This is a genomic window from Streptomyces bullii, assembly GCF_042657145.1.
Classification (GTDB): domain Bacteria; phylum Actinomycetota; class Actinomycetes; order Streptomycetales; family Streptomycetaceae; genus Streptomyces; species Streptomyces bullii.
The window spans coordinates 39,188-59,147 of sequence record NZ_JBHSNY010000009.1 but is presented as its reverse complement, the minus strand read 5'-3'; the positions used below and the strand labels follow the sequence as shown (position 1 = coordinate 59,147).

The 19,960-nt window shown below is 74.8% G+C and carries 20 protein-coding genes; 7 read left to right on the top strand and 13 right to left on the bottom strand.

The annotated features are described in order from the left end of the window. Nucleotides 1-130: 130 nt before the first annotated feature. The 9 genes from ACFPZJ_RS25360 to ACFPZJ_RS25320 all read right to left on the bottom strand — a co-directional run bounded on the left by ACFPZJ_RS25360 (nt 131) and on the right by ACFPZJ_RS25320 (nt 9,218). Nucleotides 131-1,408: a glycosyltransferase gene (locus tag ACFPZJ_RS25360; RefSeq protein ID WP_381025924.1), complete on the bottom strand. Its 1,278-nt coding sequence runs from the start codon at nt 1,406-1,408 to the stop codon at nt 131-133. Beyond that, nucleotides 1,405-2,370 carry a glycosyltransferase gene (locus ACFPZJ_RS25355; protein ID WP_381025922.1) on the bottom strand — a complete coding sequence of 322 codons (966 nt, stop codon included), beginning with the start codon at nt 2,368-2,370 and terminating at the stop codon, nt 1,405-1,407. The genes ACFPZJ_RS25360 and ACFPZJ_RS25355 overlap by 4 nt, the downstream gene beginning before the upstream one ends. Continuing rightward, nucleotides 2,367-3,452 carry a glycosyltransferase family 9 protein gene (locus ACFPZJ_RS25350; RefSeq protein WP_381025919.1) on the bottom strand — a complete coding sequence of 362 codons (1,086 nt, stop codon included), beginning with the start codon at nt 3,450-3,452 and terminating at the stop codon, nt 2,367-2,369. The genes ACFPZJ_RS25355 and ACFPZJ_RS25350 overlap by 4 nt, the downstream gene beginning before the upstream one ends. Continuing rightward, a complete protein-coding gene (locus tag ACFPZJ_RS25345; RefSeq protein WP_381025916.1) occupies nt 3,449-4,102 on the bottom strand; it encodes a D-glycero-alpha-D-manno-heptose-1,7-bisphosphate 7-phosphatase in 654 nt (217 codons plus the stop codon). Before ACFPZJ_RS25345 ends, ACFPZJ_RS25350 begins: the two co-directional genes overlap by 4 nt. Continuing rightward, on the bottom strand, nt 4,099-5,160 hold the full coding sequence (locus ACFPZJ_RS25340; protein WP_381025913.1) for a glycosyltransferase family 2 protein: 1,062 nt from the start codon (nt 5,158-5,160) through the stop codon (nt 4,099-4,101). Before ACFPZJ_RS25340 ends, ACFPZJ_RS25345 begins: the two co-directional genes overlap by 4 nt. After that, the gene (locus ACFPZJ_RS25335) at nt 5,157-6,821 is read right to left on the bottom strand and encodes a carbamoyltransferase family protein (RefSeq protein WP_381025910.1); all 1,665 of its coding nucleotides are present in this window, start codon (nt 6,819-6,821) and stop codon (nt 5,157-5,159) included. The genes ACFPZJ_RS25340 and ACFPZJ_RS25335 overlap by 4 nt, the downstream gene beginning before the upstream one ends. Before the next feature lie 103 nt (nt 6,822-6,924). Next, nucleotides 6,925-7,887 (bottom strand): NAD-dependent epimerase/dehydratase family protein, encoded by a 963-nt coding sequence (locus tag ACFPZJ_RS25330; RefSeq protein ID WP_381025907.1) that lies wholly within the window; start codon nt 7,885-7,887, stop codon nt 6,925-6,927. 350 nt (nt 7,888-8,237) lie between these two features. Continuing rightward, nucleotides 8,238-8,765, bottom strand: coding sequence for a hypothetical protein (locus ACFPZJ_RS25325; RefSeq protein ID WP_381025904.1), 528 nt, complete (start codon nt 8,763-8,765; stop codon nt 8,238-8,240). A 129-nt stretch (nt 8,766-8,894) separates the two neighbouring features. Continuing rightward, nucleotides 8,895-9,218, bottom strand: a complete 324-nt coding sequence (locus ACFPZJ_RS25320; protein WP_381025901.1) for a hypothetical protein — start codon at nt 9,216-9,218, stop codon at nt 8,895-8,897. Between the two features lie 277 nt (nt 9,219-9,495). Here ACFPZJ_RS25320 and ACFPZJ_RS25315 point away from each other — a divergent pair, with 277 nt between their 5' ends. After that, a complete protein-coding gene (locus ACFPZJ_RS25315; protein ID WP_381025899.1) occupies nt 9,496-10,392 on the top strand; it encodes a fructosamine kinase family protein in 897 nt (298 codons plus the stop codon). A 4-nt stretch (nt 10,393-10,396) separates the two neighbouring features. On the opposite strand, the gene ACFPZJ_RS25310 is transcribed toward ACFPZJ_RS25315, so the two are convergent. The 4 genes from ACFPZJ_RS25310 to ACFPZJ_RS25295 form a co-directional block, all read right to left on the bottom strand. After that, nucleotides 10,397-12,055 (bottom strand): catalase, encoded by a 1,659-nt coding sequence (locus ACFPZJ_RS25310; protein WP_381025897.1) that lies wholly within the window; start codon nt 12,053-12,055, stop codon nt 10,397-10,399. A gap of 135 nt (nt 12,056-12,190) precedes the next feature. Then, complete coding sequence (locus tag ACFPZJ_RS25305; RefSeq protein WP_381025894.1) at nt 12,191-12,760, bottom strand: hypothetical protein; 570 nt, start codon at nt 12,758-12,760, stop codon at nt 12,191-12,193. A 34-nt stretch (nt 12,761-12,794) separates the two neighbouring features. Next, nucleotides 12,795-13,568 carry an alpha/beta fold hydrolase gene (locus ACFPZJ_RS25300; RefSeq protein WP_381025892.1) on the bottom strand — a complete coding sequence of 258 codons (774 nt, stop codon included), beginning with the start codon at nt 13,566-13,568 and terminating at the stop codon, nt 12,795-12,797. Between the two features lie 157 nt (nt 13,569-13,725). Beyond that, nucleotides 13,726-13,962: a hypothetical protein gene (locus ACFPZJ_RS25295; RefSeq protein WP_381025890.1), complete on the bottom strand. Its 237-nt coding sequence runs from the start codon at nt 13,960-13,962 to the stop codon at nt 13,726-13,728. A 421-nt stretch (nt 13,963-14,383) separates the two neighbouring features. Between ACFPZJ_RS25295 and ACFPZJ_RS25290 the strand changes: the two genes are divergently transcribed. The 6 genes from ACFPZJ_RS25290 to ACFPZJ_RS25265 are packed head-to-tail and all read left to right on the top strand — an operon-like array spanning nt 14,384 to nt 19,825. After that, the gene (locus tag ACFPZJ_RS25290; protein ID WP_381025887.1) at nt 14,384-15,976 is read left to right on the top strand and encodes an ATP-binding protein; all 1,593 of its coding nucleotides are present in this window, start codon (nt 14,384-14,386) and stop codon (nt 15,974-15,976) included. Further along, nucleotides 15,973-16,395 carry a roadblock/LC7 domain-containing protein gene (locus ACFPZJ_RS25285; protein WP_381025885.1) on the top strand — a complete coding sequence of 141 codons (423 nt, stop codon included), beginning with the start codon at nt 15,973-15,975 and terminating at the stop codon, nt 16,393-16,395. Before ACFPZJ_RS25290 ends, ACFPZJ_RS25285 begins: the two co-directional genes overlap by 4 nt. Next, nucleotides 16,392-16,754 carry a DUF742 domain-containing protein gene (locus tag ACFPZJ_RS25280; RefSeq protein WP_381025882.1) on the top strand — a complete coding sequence of 121 codons (363 nt, stop codon included), beginning with the start codon at nt 16,392-16,394 and terminating at the stop codon, nt 16,752-16,754. Before ACFPZJ_RS25285 ends, ACFPZJ_RS25280 begins: the two co-directional genes overlap by 4 nt. Next, on the top strand, nt 16,726-17,367 hold the full coding sequence (locus tag ACFPZJ_RS25275) for a GTP-binding protein (RefSeq protein ID WP_381025880.1): 642 nt from the start codon (nt 16,726-16,728) through the stop codon (nt 17,365-17,367). The genes ACFPZJ_RS25280 and ACFPZJ_RS25275 overlap by 29 nt, the downstream gene beginning before the upstream one ends. Further along, nucleotides 17,364-18,602, top strand: coding sequence for a cytochrome P450 family protein (locus ACFPZJ_RS25270; protein ID WP_381025878.1), 1,239 nt, complete (start codon nt 17,364-17,366; stop codon nt 18,600-18,602). The genes ACFPZJ_RS25275 and ACFPZJ_RS25270 overlap by 4 nt, the downstream gene beginning before the upstream one ends. After that, the gene (locus ACFPZJ_RS25265) at nt 18,599-19,825 is read left to right on the top strand and encodes a cytochrome P450 family protein (RefSeq protein ID WP_381025875.1); all 1,227 of its coding nucleotides are present in this window, start codon (nt 18,599-18,601) and stop codon (nt 19,823-19,825) included. Before ACFPZJ_RS25270 ends, ACFPZJ_RS25265 begins: the two co-directional genes overlap by 4 nt. Nucleotides 19,826-19,960 lie beyond the last annotated feature (135 nt).

Sequence of the window (19,960 nt, the reverse complement as noted above, 5' to 3'; positions counted from 1 at the left end):
GCTGATCGGGCGTACCGCCTCGCGGGGACGGCGGCGGGACCCGCACCTCCCTTCGGACTTCGGTCGTCGGCCGCCCCTTCGGACGCGGGGCGTCGGCGGATCGGTGGCGGGCGGGCGCCGGGGCCGGTGGTCAGCCGGCTCCCGTCGCGGCGGGTTCGGCGTCGAGCACCTCGCAGTACGCCGTCTCGGTGGCCGCGGCGACCTGGCCCCAGCCGTAGCGGCTGAGGACCCGGCGGCGGCCGGCGACGCCGCACGCCTCGCGGGCGGCCGGGTCGGCGAGCAGCCCGGCGACGGCCCGGGCCAGCGCCTCGGGGTCGCGGGGCGGCACCAGCCGCCCGGTGCCCGGGTCGGCGACGGTGTCGAGCTGTCCGCCGACGGCGCTGGCCACCACGGGCACACCGCAGGCCATGGCCTCCAGCGGCACGATGCCGAACGGTTCGTAGTCCGCGGGGCAGACCACCACGTCGGCGGAGCGCAGCAACGGCGGCACCTGGTCGCTGGGCACGCCGCCGGTGAAGCGGACCCGGTCGGCGACCCCCGCGTCGCGGGCGATGCCGCGCAGCCGGCGCACCTCCGGGTCGTCGTCGAGCCGGTCCTTGGGCGGGCCGCCGACCACGAGCAGTTCGGTGTCGGGCAGCCGGGCGAGCGCGGCGACGGCCACGGCGGCGCCCTTGCGGGGCACGAGCCGGCCGAGCTGGAGGATGCGGTGCCGGTACGGTCCCGGCGGCGCGGCCTGCCCCTTCGGGGTGAACAGGTCGGTGTCGACACCGCAGGGCACGATGGCGGCCTTGTGGGCGGGGATGCCCATGCGGGCCAGTTCGACGACCTCGTCCCGGCAGGTGGCGACGATCCGGTCGCAGCCGAGGCCCACCTCGATCTCGCAGGGGATCCGCTCCGGCGGGCTGGTGTCGGCGAGCCGCTGGTGCCGCCGCTTGACCGTGCCGAGCGCGTGGTAGGTGTGCAGCAGGGGCAGGCCCCGCTCGCGGGCGGCGCGCAGTGCGGCCAGGCCCGACATCCAGAAGTGGGAGTGCACCAGGTCGGGGGCTCGTCTGCGCCAGACGCCGGCGAGGTAGTGCCCGAACTCGTCCATGTACGGCAGCAGTTCGTCCTTGGGCAGCGGCTCGGGTGGGCCGGCGGGCACCAGGTGCACCTCGACGCCGTCGCGCAGCGGCACCCGGCCGGGCGGGTCGGGCGAGTCCCGGCGGGTGTAGACGGTGACGCGGTGGCCCCGGTCGGCGAGGGCGCCCGCGAGGCAGGCGACGTGCACGTTCTGCCCGCCGGCGTCCACCCCGCCGAGCACGGCGAGCGGGCTGGCGTGCTCCGAGACCAGCGCGATCGAGAGCACGCCCGGGTCGAGGGGGTCGCCGCCGAGCGGGCCGGTGGGGAGGGGGCTGAGGGTGGGGGTCATGAGCACACCTCCGTGATCAGACGCTCCCAGTCGGTCAGGAAGCGCTTGAGCCCGTACCGTTCGAGGGCCGCCTGCCGGGCGCGCGCCCCGGCCTCGGCCGCCGCCTCGGGTTCGTGGAGGTAGCGGCGGGCGGCGCGGGCCAGGACGTCGGGGCGGGTGGAGAGCACGCCGGCGCCGGGCGGCACCGCCTCCACCGCCTCGGTGGTGGCGAGCGCCAGCACGGGCAGGCCCAGGTGCATGGCCTCCAGCAGGGACAGGCCGAGGGAGGTCCAGCGCACCGGATGCAGGTACATCCGGCGCTCGGCGAGGGCGGCGTGCAGGTCGGTCTGCGGCAGGTCGGCGGTGCGGCACCGGTCCTCGGGCAGCCCGAGGTGCCCGGCCAGGCCCTCGGTACACATGCCGAACACGTCCAGCGGTACCGCCTCGGCCAGCGCGGGCAGCAGGTCCGTGCCGGTGTACCGGCCGCGGCGGACGGGTTCGTTGACGACGACGGCGGCGCGGGCCAGCCGGCCCGTGTAGCGGTGCCCGGGGTCGACGACGCCGTGCTCGATCACCTCGGTGCGGGTGGTGCCGCAGTCCCAGAACAGCCGGTTGAAGTGGGTGACGTGGACGATCGTCAGGTCGTCGCGGTCGGCCATCGGATGCCGGGTGCGGGGCACGTCGCCGTCCGGCGCGTTGTGCTCCAGGTAGACGGCGGGCACGTCCCGTCCGGGGCGGCGCCCGCCGAGCCAGCGTTCGGCGAGTTCCGGTTCGTGCGGGCGTTGCAGGACGACGAGGTCGACCGGCGTGTCGCACAGTTCCTCGGGGGTGGCCTCGCGTACCGAGGAGGGCCAGGAGAACGTGCGGGCCCGTCCGAGGCCGTCCGGGTCGCGGCCCGGGGTGACGGGGACGACGTAGGTGTGCGGGCCCTGCACGAACGCCGTCGTCCAGGAGCCGTGCACGTGCCACAGCAGGATGTTCATACGGCAGCTCCTCGCTCCGTCTGCTCCCCCTGGTCCCGTGGGTCCCCCCGGCCGGCCCGGCCCTCTTCGAGTGCGGCCACGGCGGCGAGCACCTCGGCGTCGCCGATCCCGTCCAGGCACGGATGGCCCGGCACCGGGCAGTGCCGGGCGCGGGTGCCGGCGCAGGGCGCGAGCTGGTCGCCGAGCAGGACGTGGGGGACGCCGTACGGCGCCCACCGCTCGGCGGGGACGACCGGCGCGAAGAGGCTGACGACGGGTGTGCCGACCGCGGCGGCGAGGTGTGCGGGGCCGGTGTTGCCGGCCACGGCCACGCGCGCCCCGGCCAGCACGCCCGCCAGTTGCCGCAGGTCGGTGGCGCCGCCGAGGTTTAGCCCGTGCCGGCCGGCGACCCGGGCGGTCAGCTCCCGCTCCGCCCGGCCTCCGGTGACGACGACCCGGTAGCCCTCGGCGGACAGCGCGGCCACGGCCCGTGCCGCCCGCCGGGCGCTCCACGCGCGGGCGGGCACGGCGGCGCCGGGGTGGACGGCCACGTAGGGTCCGGGACCGGTCAGGTGGGTGGTGTCCGGCGGCGGTGTGACGCGCAGCCTGCCGTCGTCGCCGGGCGGCAGTGCGAAACCGGCGGCCACGGCCAGGTCCAGGGCGGCCAGGGCCTCGTGGCGGCGGGGCAGCCTGCGGTGCCGCAGGTCGAGCAGGGCACCGGGGTAGTCCTCGCTGTCGGCGGCGGTCCAGCCGATGCCGGCGAGCTTCAGCAGCAGGGCGACGGGCAGCGGACTCTGGTGGTACGACACCAGCACCAGGGCCCGGTCGAAGCGGCCGGCCGTCAGCGTCCGCATCAGCTGCCGGGTGGCGTCCCGGGTGACCGGCGGGGGCTCCAGTCCCACCCAGGGGGCGTCGTAGGTCAGAACCTGGTCCACGCCGGGCAGCAGCCGCCCCGCCGCCGCGCCCTGCGGTCCGCACAGCAGCGCGGTGTGGGCCGATCCGGCCGCCACGGCGCGTACGGCGGGTCCGGCCAGCAGCACGTCGCCCGCGCTGTCCAGGCGGACGACCAGTGTGCGGGGCAGTCGGCGGCGGGGGCGGGTCATCGTGCCTCCTCCCGTGTCCGGGCCACGGAGCGCCTCAGGGCGGGCGGCAACAGGAGGCGTACGGCACCGAGCAGGTCGTAGGCGGTGGCGTCGGCCGCCGCGATCTCCTCGGGGCGGGTGAGGGAGGTGGGCACCAGGACACCCCGGGCCCCGGCGGCGCGCGCGGCGTCCATGTCGGTCCCGATGTCGCCGATGACCACGGTCCGGTGGGCGGGAACGCCGAGCCGTCGGCAGGCGGCCAGCACCAGGCCGGGGGCGGGTTTGCGGCAGCCGCAGCCGTCCGCCGGGCCGTGCGGGCACACCGCCCAGACGGCGAACGGCCCGAGCAGTTCCTCGACGCGCCGCCGCACCGCCATGACCTGACGGTGCGTCAGCAGGCCGCGGGCGACGCCCGACTGGTTGGTCACGACCCCTGTCGGGATGCCCGCCGCGCGTACGGCGGCCACCGCCTCCCGGGCCGTCGGCATGAGCGCGACCTTCTCCGGGTCCCCGTTGTAGGGCACGTCGGTGACGAGGGTGCCGTCGCGGTCGAAGAGGACGGCCGCCGGGAGCGTGGCGTCCGGGTCGCACGGGGGCGGCGGCGTACCGGTGGGCCCGCCGAGCAGCCAGGGGCCGGTCACCAGGGTCCTCGGGGCGGTGGGGCGGGTCATGACCGCAGCCGTTCCCTGACCGCCGGCCGCGGCTGCGGTTCCGGCTCACCGGCCTCGGAGGGCCGGCGCGGCGGTATCGAGCGGTACAGCAGCTGCCCGCGCAGCCAGTGCCAGGATGCGGCGGGCGGGAGGAGCGCGCTGGTGAGGGCCATGGTGGTGATCTCGTCCCGGGTGCGCGGTCCGGGCAGGATCCGGGCCAGCGCGAACTCGGCGGTGCCGGCCAGCCAGGCGGCGCCACAGGCCGCGGCGGCGCGGGGCCGGCCGAGCAGGGCGCACCCCAGGGCCGTCGCTCCGGCCGCCGTCACGGCCAGGTGGACCGGCAGGCGTCCCCGGGACGCGCCCGCGCGGCGCCACCATGCGCGGCCGTGCAGGCGGGTCATGAGGACGTCGTCGGCGTTGCCCGCCTGGAGGCGGACGGAGATCCAGCGTCCGGCAGGCCGTACGGGATGCGTGGTGGTGCGGCGGCCCCCGGCGAGCGTCCAGCCGGCGTCGAGCATCCGCAGGGCGAGGTCGGCGTCCTCCCGGAAGGCCCGCCGGAAGCGTTCGTCGAAGCCGCCGACGGCCTCCAGGGCGGCGCGGCGGTAGGCCATGTCGGCGGTGATCCAGCGGGCGGTGGCCAGGCCCGCCGTGTTGCGTTCCCAGTCGGTGGGCCGGCGGTCGGCGGGCAGCGGTACCTCGACACGGGCGGTGACGCCCGCGGTCCGGCCGGTCGCCGTGGCGAGGTCGAGGGCCAGGTCGTCGCCCCAGATGGGGCCGGGGATGACGTCGTCGTCGAGGAAGACGATCCAGGGCACGTCCCCGGCCGCCCGCCATCCCCTGTTGCGCGCCGCGGCGGGCCCGCGGGCCGCGCCGCGCACCACGACGGTGCGGGTGCGCAGGGCGGGCGGGACGTCGGCCGCGAGCGTCCCGCCGGGGCCCGGCCGGTCGTCGACGAGGACGACCCTCTCCGGGCCGGGCCCGCCGGTCGCGGCGAGCGCGCGCAGGCAGGCGCCCAGGCTGGGGCGGCCGAGGGTGGGGATCACCACCGCGTACGCGGTCATGCCGTCGGACTCGGTCATCGCAGGCCTCCACCGTCGTCGGAGCGGAACAGGTCCCCACGCCGGATCGCGTACGGGCCGATGGCCAGCAGGTCCACGGGCGAGGAGCCGAAGCACTCCAGTGCGTCGCGCGGGTCGTCCACCATGGGCCGGCCGGCCGTGTTGAGGCTGGTGTTGACGACCACGGGCAGCCCGGTGAGCGCCTCGAACTCGCTCAGCATCCGGGCGACCAGGGGTTCTTGCGCCGGGTCGACGGTCTGGATGCGGGCGGTGCCGTCGACGTGGACGACGGCGGGGATGCGGTCCTTCCACTGCTCGGCCACGTCGTGCACGAAGAGCATGTACGGGCTGGGCAGCGGCCCGTCGAAGATCTCGGCGGCGCGGTCGGCGAGCACCATCGGCGCCACGGGCCGGAACTGTTCGCGGCCCTTGACGTCGTTGAGCCGCTCCAGGTTGCCGGCGTGGCCGGGGTGGGCGAGCAGGGAGCGGTGGCCCAGGGCCCGGGGGCCGTACTCGGAACGGCCCTGGAACCAGGCGACGATCGCGTTGTCCGCGAGGGCACGGGCCACGGTCGCGGCGATGTCCGGGGGCCGCTCGAAGGGTACGGCGGCCGTCTTCAGCCAGGCGCCCAGCTCCGCGTCGGACCAGTCCCGGCCGAGGTCGGCTCCGGTCATGGGCTCGGGCTGGTCGCCCTCACCCGCGGACAGCAGGAGGGCGCCGCCCAGGGCGGTGCCGGCGTCACCGGCGGCGGGCTGCACCCACACCCGTGAGAAGGGGCCCTCGCGGGCGATGCGGGAGTTGGCGACGCAGTTGAGGGCGACGCCCCCGGCCAGGGTGAGCACGCTGTCGTGGGTCCGGCCGTGCAGCCAGCGCACCAGGTCGAGCAGGGTCTCCTCCAGCACGGCCTGCGCGCCGGCGGCGATGTCGGCGTGGTCCTGGGTCCACGGCTCGTCCGGGCGGCGCGGCGCGCACAGCTCGTGCCAGGGCACGCCGGTGGCGTGGAAGCCTCCGTCGCCGGTGGGGTACACGTGGCGGCGGAGCTCGGCGAGCATGCGGGGCCTGCCGTGGGAGGCGAGCGCCATCACCTTGAACTCGTCGGAGGAGCGCAGGAATCCCAGGTGCTCGGTGAGCTCCTCGTAGACCAGTCCGAGGGAGTGCGGCAGCTCCTGCGCGTGCAGGGCCTCCAGGCGGTCGCCCACCCGGCGGGCGGCCAGGTGGGAGGCGCGTTCGCCGCGGCCGTCCAGGACCAGCACGGAGGAGTTCCCGGCGTCGGGGGCGGCGAAGGCGCTGGAGGCGGCGTGGGCCATGTGGTGCGGTACGAAGCGGACGCGGGAGGGGTCCAGGCCCGGCAGCGCGGTGCTCAGGAAGCCGGGGGCCTCGCGCGCGTAGGTCAGCCGCAGGTGGTCCCAGGGGTCGTCCAGGCCCATGGCCTCGGCGGGCCTGGCGAGCGCCGGGTCGAAGGAGTAGGCGACCGCGTCGAGGTCCCCCGGGCGCAGGCCGGCCCGCTTCAGGCACCAGGCGGCGGCCTTCTCGGGCAGCTCCCAGGCGGAGAACGGCACCGGCCGCTTGCCGTGCTTGCGCCGGGAGAAGCGTTCCTCCTCCGCGGCGGCGACGGTCCGCCCGTCGATCACCAGGGCGGCGGCGGGGTCGTGGAAGAGGGCGTTGATTCCGAGGATGCGCATGGGTTGCGGGCCTTTCGGGAATCGGGGCGGGACCGGGCCGGGACCGCGGTGCGCTCGGCTCGCTCGGCCGGCGGGGCTGCCGTGCCGGTCGGCGGGCCGGCGGTCAGCGGTCGGTTTCCTCCCGGAACCAGGCGATCGTGCGGCGCAGGCCGTCCTCGGCGCTCACCCGCGGTTCCCAGCCGAGCTTGTCGCGGGCCAGCGTGATGTCCGGGCAGCGCACGGCCGGGTCGTCGACCGGGCGCTCGATGAAGCGGATCTGCGAGTCCGACTCGGCGAGTTCGATGACGAGCCGCGCCAGGTCCAGCATGGTGATCTCGGACGGGTTGCCGATGTTGACCGGGCCGCGCATGCCGTGGCCCGCCGCAGCGAGGATGCCGCTGACGGTGTCGTCGACGTAGCACAGCGACCGGGTCTGGCGCCCGTCGCCGGTCACGGTGAGGGGTTCGCCGGCCAGGGCCTGGCGGACGAAGGTCGGTACGGCGCGTCCGTCGTGGCCGCGCATGCGGGGGCCGTAGGTGTTGAACAGCCGCACGATGCAGGTGTCGGTGCCGTGGGTCTCGGCGTGGGCGGTGGTCAGGGCCTCGCCGAAGCGCTTGGCCTCGTCGTACACGCTGCGCGGGCCGACCGGGTTGACGTGGCCCCAGTAGCGCTCGTCCTGCGGGTTCTGCTGGGGGTCGCCGTACACCTCCGACGTCGAGGCCAGGACGAAACGGGCCCGGGAGGCGTGGGCGAGTTCCAGGGCGTTGCGGGTGCCGAGGCTGCCGGTCTCCATGGTGTGCAGGGGCAGCCGCAGGTAGTCGGCGGGGGATGCCGGGGAGGCGAAGTGCAGGACGAGATCGGGGGGCCGTTTGACGGGCAGTCCGTCGGTCACGTCGGCCTGCACCAGGGTGAAGCCGGGGCGTTCGAGCAACGGGGCGATGTTCTCGGGCCGGCCGGTGCTGAAGTCGTCCACGCAGGTGACGGCGGCGCCCGCGTCGAGGAGGGCGGCGCACAGATGGGAGCCGACGAATCCCGCGCCGCCGGTGACGACGGCGTGTTCCCAGTTCCGGGTCGGGGCGGTGGTCATCTCGGTCTCTCCTCCGTCAGCGGCGTCGGTGCCCGGCACGACGGTCCCGCCTCGGGCCGCCGAGGGTGGCCGAGGCCGTCGAGCCCACGATCAGCGTCCGCCCAGCGCGGGGCGGGGGCACGGTCGCGTACGGCAAACCGGTGAATCACGGAGGGTGAGCGAAGGGCGGCGGATGCCCGTCACCGCAGCTCATCGGCGCTGTCGGCGCCGACGACGGCTGTCCAACCGGCAGGCGCCCGGTACGGCGTCAGGCGATGAGCGTGCGCACCGCATGGCGGCGGCAGAAGCCCGACAGGGCCTCAGCGATGAGCACGCGCCCCGCACACAGCGAGCACACGCCCGGTACGGCGTCAGGCGATGAGCGTGCGTCCCGGTTTCAGGAGGTCGACGAGGTGGGGCTGGTGCAGGTCGGCCACGGGGGCGAGCAGGTCGGGGTGGCGCAGCAGCGCCGCCGCCCGCCGGTCGCTGTCGTCGGGAGCGAGCAGCCGCCGGAACGCTGCGGGTGTGCCGGTGGCGTGGCTGCCGTCGGCGACCGCGGCCACCGCGAGCGCGGCCAGCTCGGGGTCGGCGAGCAGACAGGCCGCCCAGCTCGCCACGACCTCGTCGACCCAGGTGCGCCAGGCGTGGGCGTCGAGGTCGCCGGCCGCGGCCGGGTCGGAGCCGGTGACCCAGTCGAGCCGGGCGGAGCCGCCCGGGCCCGCCATGCCGAGCAGCGCGGCGTCCATCGCCGTCGGGTACCTGAGCCATGCCGCGACCGTCACGGCCTGCCGCGCCTGCACCTCGCACAGGGCGGAGGCCAGCGCGCCGCCGGAGGCGGGGAAGGCACGCGTGAGCCACTGGGCGGTCGCCGCTATCACCGGGGAGAGATCTGCTTGCACTGCCGGGCCGTCCGAGCTGCTGGGGAGAGGATGCACGGAAACGGTAGCGGCCGGCTCGGGCGGGGGGACGTGAGCGGGACCTCGTCCGCGTTGTGGCTTCGGCCACATCGTCCGGCGGGTCCCGGCGGCTCACCAGAGCCTGTGGTCGAGGACCGGCTGGTGGGCGGTCTGGACGGCGTCGCGCAGGCGCAGGGCGACGCTGATGGTGGCCTTGAGGGCCGATGGGCGTACCGTCTGGGCGGTCTCGGTGGCCAGGACCAGCAGACAGGCGGCGGCCTGTTCGACGACGGGGACGGGGAGCGCGTAGTCGCTGTCGGCGGCAGCACGGAACGCCTTCAGGCAGACCGCCACTCCGTCGATGGCCCGCCGCGCGGCCTGCTCCAGATGCTCTGCGGCCTCTTCGCAGACAGGGGCGGGCAACGTGATGTGGCGCTGGAACGATGAACTCGTCATGCCTCGACTGGTCCCCGTGTGCCGGGGCGTTCGAGCGGTGGGCGGCGGGTTTTCACCGTCCCGCGTGACGGTTCCTGCGGCGAATGTCGGGGCGCGGCAGCGGCCGGGGCGGAGACATCGGGAGACGAGACGACGGCGTCAGGCCGTACGACTGCCCCCTCCCGGCTGCCCGGCCGCGTTCGTACCCTGGGGCCGTGCACTACTGGTGGATCAACGGCGAACCCGACACGGCCGACGGGGCCCCGGCGGCGCCGTGCGCCCGGGTGGAGGTCCGCGTATGACCGCCCATGAGGGGACCGGCCGGTCGGCCGGCGCGGACGGCGAGGGGCCCGGGGCCGCCGCCGCGCGGCTCACCGGGTGGGCCGTGGCAGGTGAGCGCGCGTTGTCCGGGTCGCTCGCCGAGGTCACCGTGGACGGCGGCCGGGTGGTGGTGGTCAAGCGCGGGGACGGCCCGGGGGCGACCCGGGCGGAGGCGGCCGGGCTGCGCTGGCTGGCCGACGCGGGCGCGGTCCGGATACCGGCCGTGCACGGCCAGGACGACAGCTGGCTGGTCACCGACCGGGTCCCGCAGGGGCGGGCCGGCCGCGAGGCGGCGGTCCGGTTCGGGCGGGGCCTGGCCGCGCTGCACGCCGCCGGCGCGCCCGCGTTCGGTGCCCCGCCCCCGGACGGCCCGACCGACGCGTACATCGGGCGCGCGCCGATGCGCAACGTCCCCGGCGCCGACTGGCCGCGCTGGTACGCCGAGCACCGGGTGCTGCCGTACCTGCGGCGCGCGGTCGACCAGGGCACCGTCCGCCCCGGAGAGGCGCCCGTCGTCGAGCGGCTGTGCGAGCGGCTGCCCGAGCTGGCGGGGCCTGCCGAGCCGCCCGCCCGGCTGCACGGCGACCTGTGGAACGGCAACGTGCTGTGGGCGGACGACGGGCACGTGTGGCTGATCGACCCGGCCGCGCACGGCGGGCACCGGGAGACCGACCTGGCGATGCTGCACCTCTTCGGCTGCCCCCACCTGGACGGCGTGCTGGACGGCTACCAGGAGGTTGCGCCGCTCGCCGACGGCTGGACGGAGCGCGTCGGCGTGCACCAGTTGTTCCCGCTGCTGGTGCACGCCGTGCTGTTCGGGCGCGGTTACGCCGAGCAGGCCCTCACCGTGGCCCGTACGGCGCTGAGCCGGTGACCGTTCAGCGCGTCACGACGTGGTGCTCGTCGGGGACGCAGTGGGTCATGGTCAGTCCCTCGACGTCACGGGGCGGGTTCTTGCCGAGGTTGGCCAGCCGTTCGCGGTCCTCGTCGGTGAGGTCCTGGCTCGCCAGCGGCTGGAGCCCTGCGACGTCCTGCGGGCTGATGCCGAGGCCGTCACCGACCCGCAGCCCGAGGTCGTTCTCGACGAGCAGGAAGTGCCACACCATGCGCTCCTGCACGGGCCGGTCGCACTGGGAGAGCTGGTCGACGAGGTTCTTCACCAGGTCGTCGCGCTCCCACTCCTCCATCAGCAGATAGCGCTGCCCGGCCTGCAGGTAGTCGTTGGTGCGGGGGATGCGTGCGCGGGTGAGCCGGCCGCGGATCTCCGGTCCCTGCTCGTCGTGCGTCGGATGCTCGGCCTCGCGCAGCCCGCCCCTGATCGACGGCTCGTAGTTGACGTCGGGGTTTTCGCCCGCGCCGTCCACGTGATACGTCATGAGGCCGTCGCGCTGGTTGGTGCGCACGTCCGCGTTCCTGGCCTGGTTGACGGGCAGTTGCAGGTAGTTGGGGCCGACCCGGTAGCGCTGGGTGTCGCTGTAGGAGAAGGTGCGGCCGACGAGCATCTTGTCGTCGGAGAAGTCCAGGCCGTCGACGAGGACGCCGGTGCCGAAGGAGATCTGCTCGTTCTCGGCGAAGAAGTTCTCCGGCATCCGGTCGAGCACCATCCGGCCCACCGGCTTCGGCGGGAACTCCTGCTCGGGCCAGGTTTTGGTGTCGTCCAGCGGATCGAAGTCGAGCTCGGGGTGGTCGTGGTCGTCCATCATCTGGACGAGCAGCTCCCACTCGGGGTGGTCACCGCGGGCCACGGCCTCGTAGAGGTCCTTGGTGGCGTGGCCCAGGGTCTCGGCCTGTACGTTGGCCGCGTCCTCGGCGGTCATGCTGCGCACGCCCTGCTTGGGCATCCAGTGGTACTTGACGAGTTTGGTCTCGCCGTCGGCGTTGACCCACTTGTACGTGTTGACGCCGAAGCCCTGCATGTGGCGGTAGTCGGCGGGGATGCCGCGCGGGCTGAACAGGTTGACCAGCATGTGCATCGCCTCGGGCGTCTGGGACATGAAGTCGAAGATGCGGCGCGGCTGCTGCTCGAAGGTGACGGGGTCCGGTTTGAGGGCGTGGATGACGTCCGGGAACTTGATGGCGTCCCGGATGAAGAAGACGCCGAGGTTGTTGCCGACGAGGTCCCAGTTGCCGTCCTCGGTGTAGAACTTCACGGCGAAGCCGCGCGGGTCGCGGGCGGCCTCCGAGGAGTCGCGTCCGCCGATGACGGTGGAGAAGCGGACGGCCACGTCGGTCCGTTTGCCCTGTTCCTGAAACAGCTTGGCCCGGGTGTAGCGGCCGATCGGCTCGTCACCCCAGGTGCCGTACGCCTCGAAGTAGCCGTAGGCGGTCACGCCGCGGGCGTGCACGACCCGCTCGGGGATGCGCTCGCGGTCGAAGTGGCTGATCTTCTCCAGGAACTGGTAGTTCTCCAGCGTGGCGGGGCCGCGGGCGCCGACGGTGCGCTGGTTCTGGTTGTCGTGGACCGGGTGGCCCTGGCGGTTGGTGAGCACCTTGCGGTCGTCACCGGGAGCGGGACCGGTGCCGGATACGTCCGTCATGTTCGCAAGCTCCTTGGACTCGTGGCCGGGGGCGTCGCGGGGTCGGGCCGGTGGGCGGCCCCCGGCCGGTGGCGGCGGACCGCCCGGGTACCCGACCGGTGGCGTCACTCACCGGCCGTCGCGGCCGCTGTGGAGTCAGAGCCCGGACTCGCGGTGCGCGAGCCAGACCAGGACCAGCACCAGCGCGGTCCACGCCGCCGTCACGGCGGCCGGGCCTCCGAGGAGATCGCCGTAGCGGTAGGCCGGGATGGCGCCGACGACGGCGAACCAGGTCGTCAGGCCCCACAGGGCCAGCCCCTCGGGCAGTGCCCGGCGCGCGCGGCGCAGCAGGACCACCCCGGCGCACACGCCGTAGGACCCGGCTGCCAGCAGGGCGAGGGCCAGCGCCACGGAGGCCTCCGCACCGGTCTCCGCGGCGTCGGCGGAGCCGCGGGGCGAGCCGTCCCGGCCGCCCGCCGGCTCGCGCATGTCGGCCAGCTCCCCCACCCCCAGCGACAGCAGGACGGCCCCCAGGACGACGGCGGCCACGGCCCAGGCCCGCCGCCACCGGGCACGGACGCGGCGGCGGATCTCGGCCGGCGTCACCCCCGTCAGGCGCCTGAGGTCGGCCTGCTCCCGGGCGCGCCGGGCGGCGCGCAGCCGTTCCCTTCGCAGGCGCAGATCCCGTTCTCGCCACGCGCCCGGCCCCTGGCGTGCCGCACCCATCGCCCCGCTCCCCCCGGTCGGTGCGCCCACTCTGTCAGCGGGACAGGAACCAGTCGAGGGTCGCGGTCAGTTCCGCGGGCTTCTCCACCGGCAGTTCGTGGCCGGCGTCCAGGATGCGGATCACCGCGTCCGGGCAGCCCTTCGCCAGCCGCAGCATCTGCTTCACCGGCAGCTGGACGTCGTGGTAGCCGTGCACCATCAGCGTGGGCACGCGGATCTCCCCGGCGCGGTCGAGGACGTCGAAGGCCCGCATCGCGGAGTACAGCGTCATCACCACCTCCCGGGGCGTGGCGGCGGAGGCCCGGATGTACTCCCGGATCTCCTCGCGCGGGTACCCCGGGGCGAAGGCGCGCTGGATGTTGGCGGCGACGAACAGTCGGAAGGGGACGAGGGTGGAGGCGGCCATGAGCAGGCCCCGCCCGCGGCTGTACGCCATGCGGCCGATGGAGTTCACCAGCACCATGCGCTCCACCCGCTCGGGATGGGCGAGGGCGATGGTCTGGGAGATCATGCCGCCCATCGAGTGGCCGACGAGCACGAACCGGTCGATCCCGAGGTGGTCGAGGAGGGCGAGGACGTCGTTCGCCAGCTCCTCGATGGTGCGCGCCCCGGCTCCGGTGCTCTCCCCGTGCCCGCGCAGGTCGAGCCGGACCACGCGCCGCTCGGAGGCGAAGTGTTCCATCTGGTGGTCCCAGCGGTGCCGGTTCGCCGTCCAGCCGTGGACGAACACCAGGGGGACGCCGTCGCCGTCCCGGGGCCCCTCGTCGTCGTACGTCAGTCGCGCGCCGTCGACTTCGAGCTGCGGCATGGGGGCCTCCTGCGATCACCGGTCCGGTTACTGACGCGTACGGTAACCGGCGGCAGGGGCGGTCGTCACCGCTGCCGGGCCCAGAAGAGACAGCGGCACGACGAAGGCCCGGGCACCGCGCTCGCCACGGTGTCCGGGCCCTGCGGGCCGGCGCTCGTCAGCCGCCGTTCAGTCGCGAGCGCAGGAGGCTCTTGCCCAGCTCGGCGCCCTTGCGGCTGTCCGCCTGCGCCTTGCGGAACAGGTCCGCGACCTCGGTGTCCTTGGCTCGTTCCGCGTCCTGGATGTAGCTCTCCAGCCGCAGCGCGTTGCTCAGGCACGCCTCGACGTACCAGATCAGGTTGTAGTCCTTGTCCTGGGTACCGGTCACGCCGCCGGTCTCGGTGTCACTGGTCATGCGGGCCTCCTTTTCGCGGCACTCGTTGTCGCGGTAGTCGTTCCGGGTCCGCACGGGCCCGGGCCCGCGGCACCCGGGGAGCGGACTCCTCAGCGCGGGCCGGGTACCCGTCCTCCGCCGGAGCACACAGCGTCCGAGCGAGTGGCCGGAGGAAACCGGTGCTCGCCTTGCCACCGTCCCGCGGTCGCCGCCCGGCCTCCCGCGCCGTCGGCCGGCGGACCGCCCCAGAAGGCACAACTCCCCTCTCCTCCACGGAAATTCACCCACTCCACGCAGAAGCGGAGAGACGCCGGTCACTTTCGGAACGAAGTGCCGAGACACCGTGCGAGAGCGGTCGATGACGGTGTGTACTGTCCTCCGAGTGTCTCGCCCAAGGGGCCCTCGTACTCCGTGCTGCCCGACCACCCCTGGAACCGCCTCGATGATCGAATTACCGGACCTGGCCGTCGGCGGTCTCGCCGTCGGCACCCTGTCCGCGCTCGCCCTCGGCGGCGGGCTGCTGCGATCACGGCGCCAACTGGCCGCGCAGCGCGAGAAGACGGCCGCGCTGCGCGCCCAGCTCCACGGCACGTCAAGGATGTTCATCTCCGAGGTGGAGCACCTGGCGGCGCGGCGGCTGCCCGCCGCCGCCCGGCAGCCGGCGCACCCGCACGTGCCGGTCCCGGGCCCGCTGCACTCGCAGACCGCCGGCTCGCCGCTGGGCACGGCGCTGGACGGGGTACTGGACGGGCTGCGCGCCGAACTGGCCGCGCAGCGCACCCGGATCGACGCCGCCGCGCAGGCGGGCATGCGCGGGGCCACGCGGGAGATCCAGGCAGCCCTGTACCGCCTCCAGGACGCGCTGCGCGGGCTGCAACAGCGTTACGACGACCCGGAGCTGGCCCAAACCCTGTTCGAACTCGACCACGAGAACGAACAGTCGCTGCGCCGGGCCCAGGTCGCCGCGGTGGTGTGCGGGGCCTGGGTGGGTCTGGCCCGTGCGGAGTCCCATCTGGTCGACGCGGTCACGGGCGGACAGGCCCGGCTGGCGGGCTACCAGCGGGTCGAGGTCCACAACCATCTGGAGCCGGGCACCGCGCTGGTGTCGCACGCCGTGGAACCGGTCGCGATCATCGTCGCCGAGCTCCTCGACAACGCGCTGCGGCACTCCGCGCCGGACACCGAGGTCGTGGTCAACCTGGAGCACGTCCACCACGGCGTGTGCGTCACCATCGACGACGCGGGCCTCGGCATGAGCCAGGACGAGCGGGCCCGCGCGCAGCGGATGGTGGCCGGAACCGATCCGATCCTCCTCACCGACCTCGGTGACCCGCCGCGCATGGGGCTCGCCGCGATCGGCCAGCTGACCCGGCAGTTCGACCTGGGCGTCGACCTGTCGTCGCCGTCCCCGTACGGCGGTGTGCGCGCGGTGCTGCGGGTCGACAGCCACCTGCTGACCCGCATCGATCCCGAGGAGCGGCCGCCGGCCGCCAGCGCCCCGCGCCCGACCCGCGGCTCCGCACCGCGGAAGCCGCCCCGCAGGGCCGCGCCCGACGAGCCGGCCAGGTTCGCCGTGTCCCACGGGTACGGGTCCGACCAGGACGACGCCCCCTCCCCCGCCGCCGGGCACCAGGATCCGCGGGACACCGGAGGCCTGCCGCAGCGCCGGCGCCGCGGCCGGAGCAGGGCCGCCACGCCGGACGCGCCCGCGCCGACGGCTCCGCCGCGGAGCCCCGAGGAGGCCGCCGCCGCACTCGGCGCCCTGCAGTCCGGCACCGCCGCCGCGCGCGCCGAGGCCGGTCCGGACGGCTGGGGCATCCCGGCCGGACCGAACAGCCGGGCCACCCCGGCCGTACGTAAGGACGCCGGACTCACCGGTACGCAAGCCGCGGGCGGCGGGACCGACCGGACCGCGACCGCCACCGGCCAACCTCGGACCGAGCCGGGCCACGACGGGACCGAACCGGGCCGGAAGGGCCACGAGGAAATCCGTACCGACCAGGAAGAACAGGAAGAAGGGGGAGCGGCCCGATGACCAGCCGCGATGGGGGCGACACGGCGTGGGTACTGGACCCGATCCTGCAGGTGCCGCGTGTCGTGGCCGCCGTTCTGCTCACCCGGGACGGACTCGTGAAGGGCTACACCGACGCGCTGGAGCAGCCGTCGGCCGAGCGGGTGGCCGCCATCACCAGCACCGTGCAGGGCGCGTGCCGGACCGCCGCCGCCGCGTTCGCCGACCGGGACCGTGCCGAGGTGCGGCAGGTCGTCATCGAGTCCGACCACGGGTACGTCCTGATCGTGCCGACGGACCACGGCACCTGTGTGGCCGCGTACGGGGATCCCGAGGTGCGCCTGGACATGCTCGCGCACCGGGTCCACTCGCAGGTCGCGCGGCTGGGTGAGAAGGCGATGGCCGCCGCGCCCCGGGAGGCCGACGGCGACGCGACCGCATGACCGGCCGCCCCGGTGGCCGTCCCCTGGTTCCCGCGTACCTGTCCACCGGCGGCGTGGCCCAACCCGGCCGTCACGACCTGGAGCGGCTGTCGGTGCTCACCGGCAGCGGCGCGCCTCCGCCCGCCGGCCTGCCGGCCGCCCAGGCGGCCCTGCTGGACGCGTTGGACGGCGGGCCGCTGACGGTCGTGGAGGCCGCGGCGCTGCTGCGGCTGCCGGTCTCCGCGGTCCGGGTGCTGGCCGCCGATCTCGTCGACCGGGACCTGGCACTGGCCCGCCCGCCGATCCCGCCCGCCGCACGGTTCGACCCCGACCTGCTGAAGAGAGTCGCCGATGGCCTCCGCTCCCTCAAGCACCCCTAGGCCCTGCCGGTCCGGCGACCCCCACGGTGCCGTCGGCATCCATCTGCCCCGCGCCGCCCGCGACTTGGTGAAGATCCTGGTCACCGGGCCCTTCGGGGTGGGCAAGACCACCCTGATCGGGTCCGTGTCCGAGATCCGGCCGCTGCACACCGAGGAGCGGCTCACCGAGGCGTCCTGCCAGGTGGACGATCTGGCCGGGGTGCGGGACAAGACGACGACCACCGTCGCCATCGACTTCGGGCGGATCAGTCTCCCGGGCGAGGTCGTGCTGTACCTGTTCGGCACGCCCGGCCAGGAGCGGTTCCGGTCGCTGTGGGACGACATCGCCTACGGGGCGCTCGGCGCGCTCGTGCTGGTCGACGCCCGCCGGATCGACGCCTCGTTCGACGTGCTGGGGCTGGTGGAAGAGGCCGGACTGCCGTACGCGGTCGCCTTCAACGCCTTCCCCGACGCGCCCCGACACCACACCGAGGAGCAGCTGCGCACCGCCCTGGACCTGGAGCCCGCCACACCGCTGGTGACGTGCGACGCGCGGGAGCGGAATTCCTGCGCCGACGCGCTGCTCGCACTGGTCCGGCACCTGATCGACCGTCACACCCCGGAGCGCCGGTGACCACCCACTCCCCCGCCCAGCAGGCCTTCTCCCTCACCACACCCGTGCGGCTGTGGGAGGACGGCTTCGCCGTGGATCCCTACCGCTACTACGCAGCCCTGCGCGCCCAGGGGCCGATCGGCTGGGCGGAACTCGCGCCCGGGGTGCCGGCGTACGTCGTCACGGACCGGCGGGCCGCGCTGGACCTGCTGCACGACACGGAGACCTTCTCGCGTGACCCGCGGCCGTGGCAGGCCACGGTCCCGGACGACTTGCCGGTGCTCGGCATGATGCGCTGGCGGCCCAACACGCTGTTCGCGGACGGCGCCGCCCATGTCCGCTACCGCACCACCCTCATCGACGCCTTCGATCTGATCGAGCCGCACGACCTGCGGGCCCGGGTGCACCGGGCGGTGCACCTGCTGGTGAGCCGGTTCGGGCCGCGCGGCGAGGCCGACCTGGTGGGCGAGTTCGCCCGACCGCTGATGGCGCTGGTGTTCAACGACCTGTTCGGGCTGTCCGACGACCAGAGCGACCGGCTCGACGCGGCGCTGGGCAAGATGATGGAGGGCGGCGCCCAGGCGGCCGAGGGCGAGGCCGAGTACGGCGGATACGTGCTGGAGCTGATCTCGGCCAGGACCCAGCGGCGCGGCGACGACCTGCCGAGCCGGCTGCTGGACCACCCCGCCGGACTGACCCCGGACGAAGTCACCTGGCAGGTGTTCCTCACCCTCGGCGCGGGCCACGAGCCGACGGCGAACCTCGTGTCGAACGCGCTGTCCAGGATCCTCGGCAACCCGGCGTACTACTCGACGCTGACCAGCGGCGCCCGTCCGGTGATGGACGCGGTGCTGGACGTGCTGCGCCACGAGACGCCCCTTGCGAACTACGGCATCCACTACGCCCGCAGGCCCGTCGGCTTCCACGGCGTGTGGATCCGGGCCGCGGTGCCCGTGGTCGTCTCGTACGGGGCGCTCGCGCACGCCGCCGAGCGGGAGCACGGCGCGTCCCGGCACCCGGGCGACGCCTCGCACCTGTCCTGGTCGGCGGGACCCCACGCCTGCCCGGCCAGACAACCCACCCTGCTCATCGCGACCGAGGCGATCGAACGGCTCACCCAGTGGCTGCCCGGCCTCGAACCCGTGCTGCCCCGCGGGCGGCTCACCTGGCGGCCCGGCCCGTTCCACCGTTCGCTGACGGCGCTGCCCGTGCGTTTCACTCCCCGCTCTCCCGACCAGCCAGGAGGCCCGTCGTGACCGTCACCGACCGCATCGCTCTCGACCCGCTGGGCGCCGACATCCCCGCCGAGAGCGCCCGGCTGCGCGCTTTGGGCCCGATCGTGCCCGTCGCGCTGCCCGGCGGCATCCCCGCGTGGGCACCCACCGGGTACGACGTCCTCAAGGAGCTCATCCTCGATCCCCGGGTCAGCAAGGACCCGCGCCTGCACTGGCGGCTGTGGCCCGAGATCGGCGAGCGCCCGTCCTGGGCGTGGATCCTGGGCTGGGTGGGCGTGGTCAACATGCTCTCCACGTACGGCACCGACCACGCACGACTGCGCAAACTGGTCGCGCCCAGCTTCACGCACCGGCGCACCGAGGCGATGCGGCCCCGTGTCGAGGCGATCACCGCCGAGCTGCTCGACGCGCTGGACGCGGCCGGCGACGGCCCGGTCGACCTGCGGGAGCGGTTCGCCCATCCGCTGCCGATGCGGATGATCTGCGAGCTGTTCGGCGTCCCGGAGGATCTGCGGGAGGACACGGCCCGGCTGATCGCGGCCATCATCGACACCTCGGACCCGAGCCCGGAGCACGCCGCGTCCGTGCAGCACCAGATCGGCACGGTGCTGCCCGCGCTCATCGCCCACAAGCGGGCGCACCCCGGCGACGACATGACCACGGAGCTGATCCGGGTCCGGGACGGGGACGGCGACAGGCTCAGCGACGAGGAGCTGCTGTACACGCTGCTGCTGGTCATCGGGGCGGGGTTCGAGACCACCGTCAACCTGATCGGCAACGCGGCGGTCGCCCTGCTCCGCGACCCGGGGCAGCTGGCCCGGGTGCGCTCCGGGGAGGTCGGCTGGGGCGCCGTCGTCGACGAGACGATGCGCGCGCACCCGCCGATCGCCTCGCTGCCGCTCAGGTTCGCCGTCACCGACCTGACCGTCCGCGGTGTCACCGTCCCGGCGGGCGACGCCATCATCACGACGTACGCCGCAGCAGGGTTGGACCCGGCGCACTACGGGCCCGGCGCGGACGTCTTCGACGCCACGCGCGCCGCCGACGACCATCTCGCGTTCGGGATCGGCGTGCACCGGTGCATCGGCGCGCCGCTGGCCCGGGTGGAGGCACTGACGGCGCTGCCCGCGCTGTTCGACCGGTTCCCCGGCCTGCGGCTCGCCGAGGGCGAGGAGGGGCTGCGGCAGGTGCCGTCGTTCATCGCCTTCGGCTGGCGGGAGATCCCGGTACGGCTGCGCGGCTGAGGCACGGCTGAGCCGAGCGCTCCGGTGACGGGCCGCCGGGGCGCGACCGGTCCCCCGTTCCGGTCGTGCCCTGGCGGCCCGTCGAACCTACGGGCAGGCGGCGGGCCTTGTGAACCGCGTCGATGCCCGCTGTGG

Coding starts and splice junctions, on each gene's coding strand:
- ACFPZJ_RS25335 (WP_381025910.1), bottom strand. CDS start 6,821: ATGCGCATCCTCGGAATCAACGCCCTCTTCCACGACCCCGCCGCCGCC.
- ACFPZJ_RS25305 (WP_381025894.1), bottom strand. CDS start 12,760: ATGGGTGCGGCACGCCAGGGGCCGGGCGCGTGGCGAGAACGGGATCTG.
- ACFPZJ_RS25310 (WP_381025897.1), bottom strand. CDS start 12,055: ATGACGGACGTATCCGGCACCGGTCCCGCTCCCGGTGACGACCGCAAG.
- ACFPZJ_RS25275 (WP_381025880.1), top strand. CDS start 16,726: ATGGCCTCCGCTCCCTCAAGCACCCCTAGGCCCTGCCGGTCCGGCGAC.
- ACFPZJ_RS25320 (WP_381025901.1), bottom strand. CDS start 9,218: ATGACGAGTTCATCGTTCCAGCGCCACATCACGTTGCCCGCCCCTGTC.
- ACFPZJ_RS25300 (WP_381025892.1), bottom strand. CDS start 13,568: ATGCCGCAGCTCGAAGTCGACGGCGCGCGACTGACGTACGACGACGAG.
- ACFPZJ_RS25315 (WP_381025899.1), top strand. CDS start 9,496: ATGACCGCCCATGAGGGGACCGGCCGGTCGGCCGGCGCGGACGGCGAG.
- ACFPZJ_RS25345 (WP_381025916.1), bottom strand. CDS start 4,102: ATGACCCGCCCCACCGCCCCGAGGACCCTGGTGACCGGCCCCTGGCTG.
- ACFPZJ_RS25295 (WP_381025890.1), bottom strand. CDS start 13,962: ATGACCAGTGACACCGAGACCGGCGGCGTGACCGGTACCCAGGACAAG.
- ACFPZJ_RS25285 (WP_381025885.1), top strand. CDS start 15,973: ATGACCAGCCGCGATGGGGGCGACACGGCGTGGGTACTGGACCCGATC.
- ACFPZJ_RS25355 (WP_381025922.1), bottom strand. CDS start 2,370: ATGAACATCCTGCTGTGGCACGTGCACGGCTCCTGGACGACGGCGTTC.
- ACFPZJ_RS25360 (WP_381025924.1), bottom strand. CDS start 1,408: ATGACCCCCACCCTCAGCCCCCTCCCCACCGGCCCGCTCGGCGGCGAC.
- ACFPZJ_RS25280 (WP_381025882.1), top strand. CDS start 16,392: ATGACCGGCCGCCCCGGTGGCCGTCCCCTGGTTCCCGCGTACCTGTCC.
- ACFPZJ_RS25340 (WP_381025913.1), bottom strand. CDS start 5,160: ATGACCGAGTCCGACGGCATGACCGCGTACGCGGTGGTGATCCCCACC.
- ACFPZJ_RS25330 (WP_381025907.1), bottom strand. CDS start 7,887: ATGACCACCGCCCCGACCCGGAACTGGGAACACGCCGTCGTCACCGGC.
- ACFPZJ_RS25350 (WP_381025919.1), bottom strand. CDS start 3,452: ATGACCCGCCCCCGCCGCCGACTGCCCCGCACACTGGTCGTCCGCCTG.
- ACFPZJ_RS25290 (WP_381025887.1), top strand. CDS start 14,384: ATGATCGAATTACCGGACCTGGCCGTCGGCGGTCTCGCCGTCGGCACC.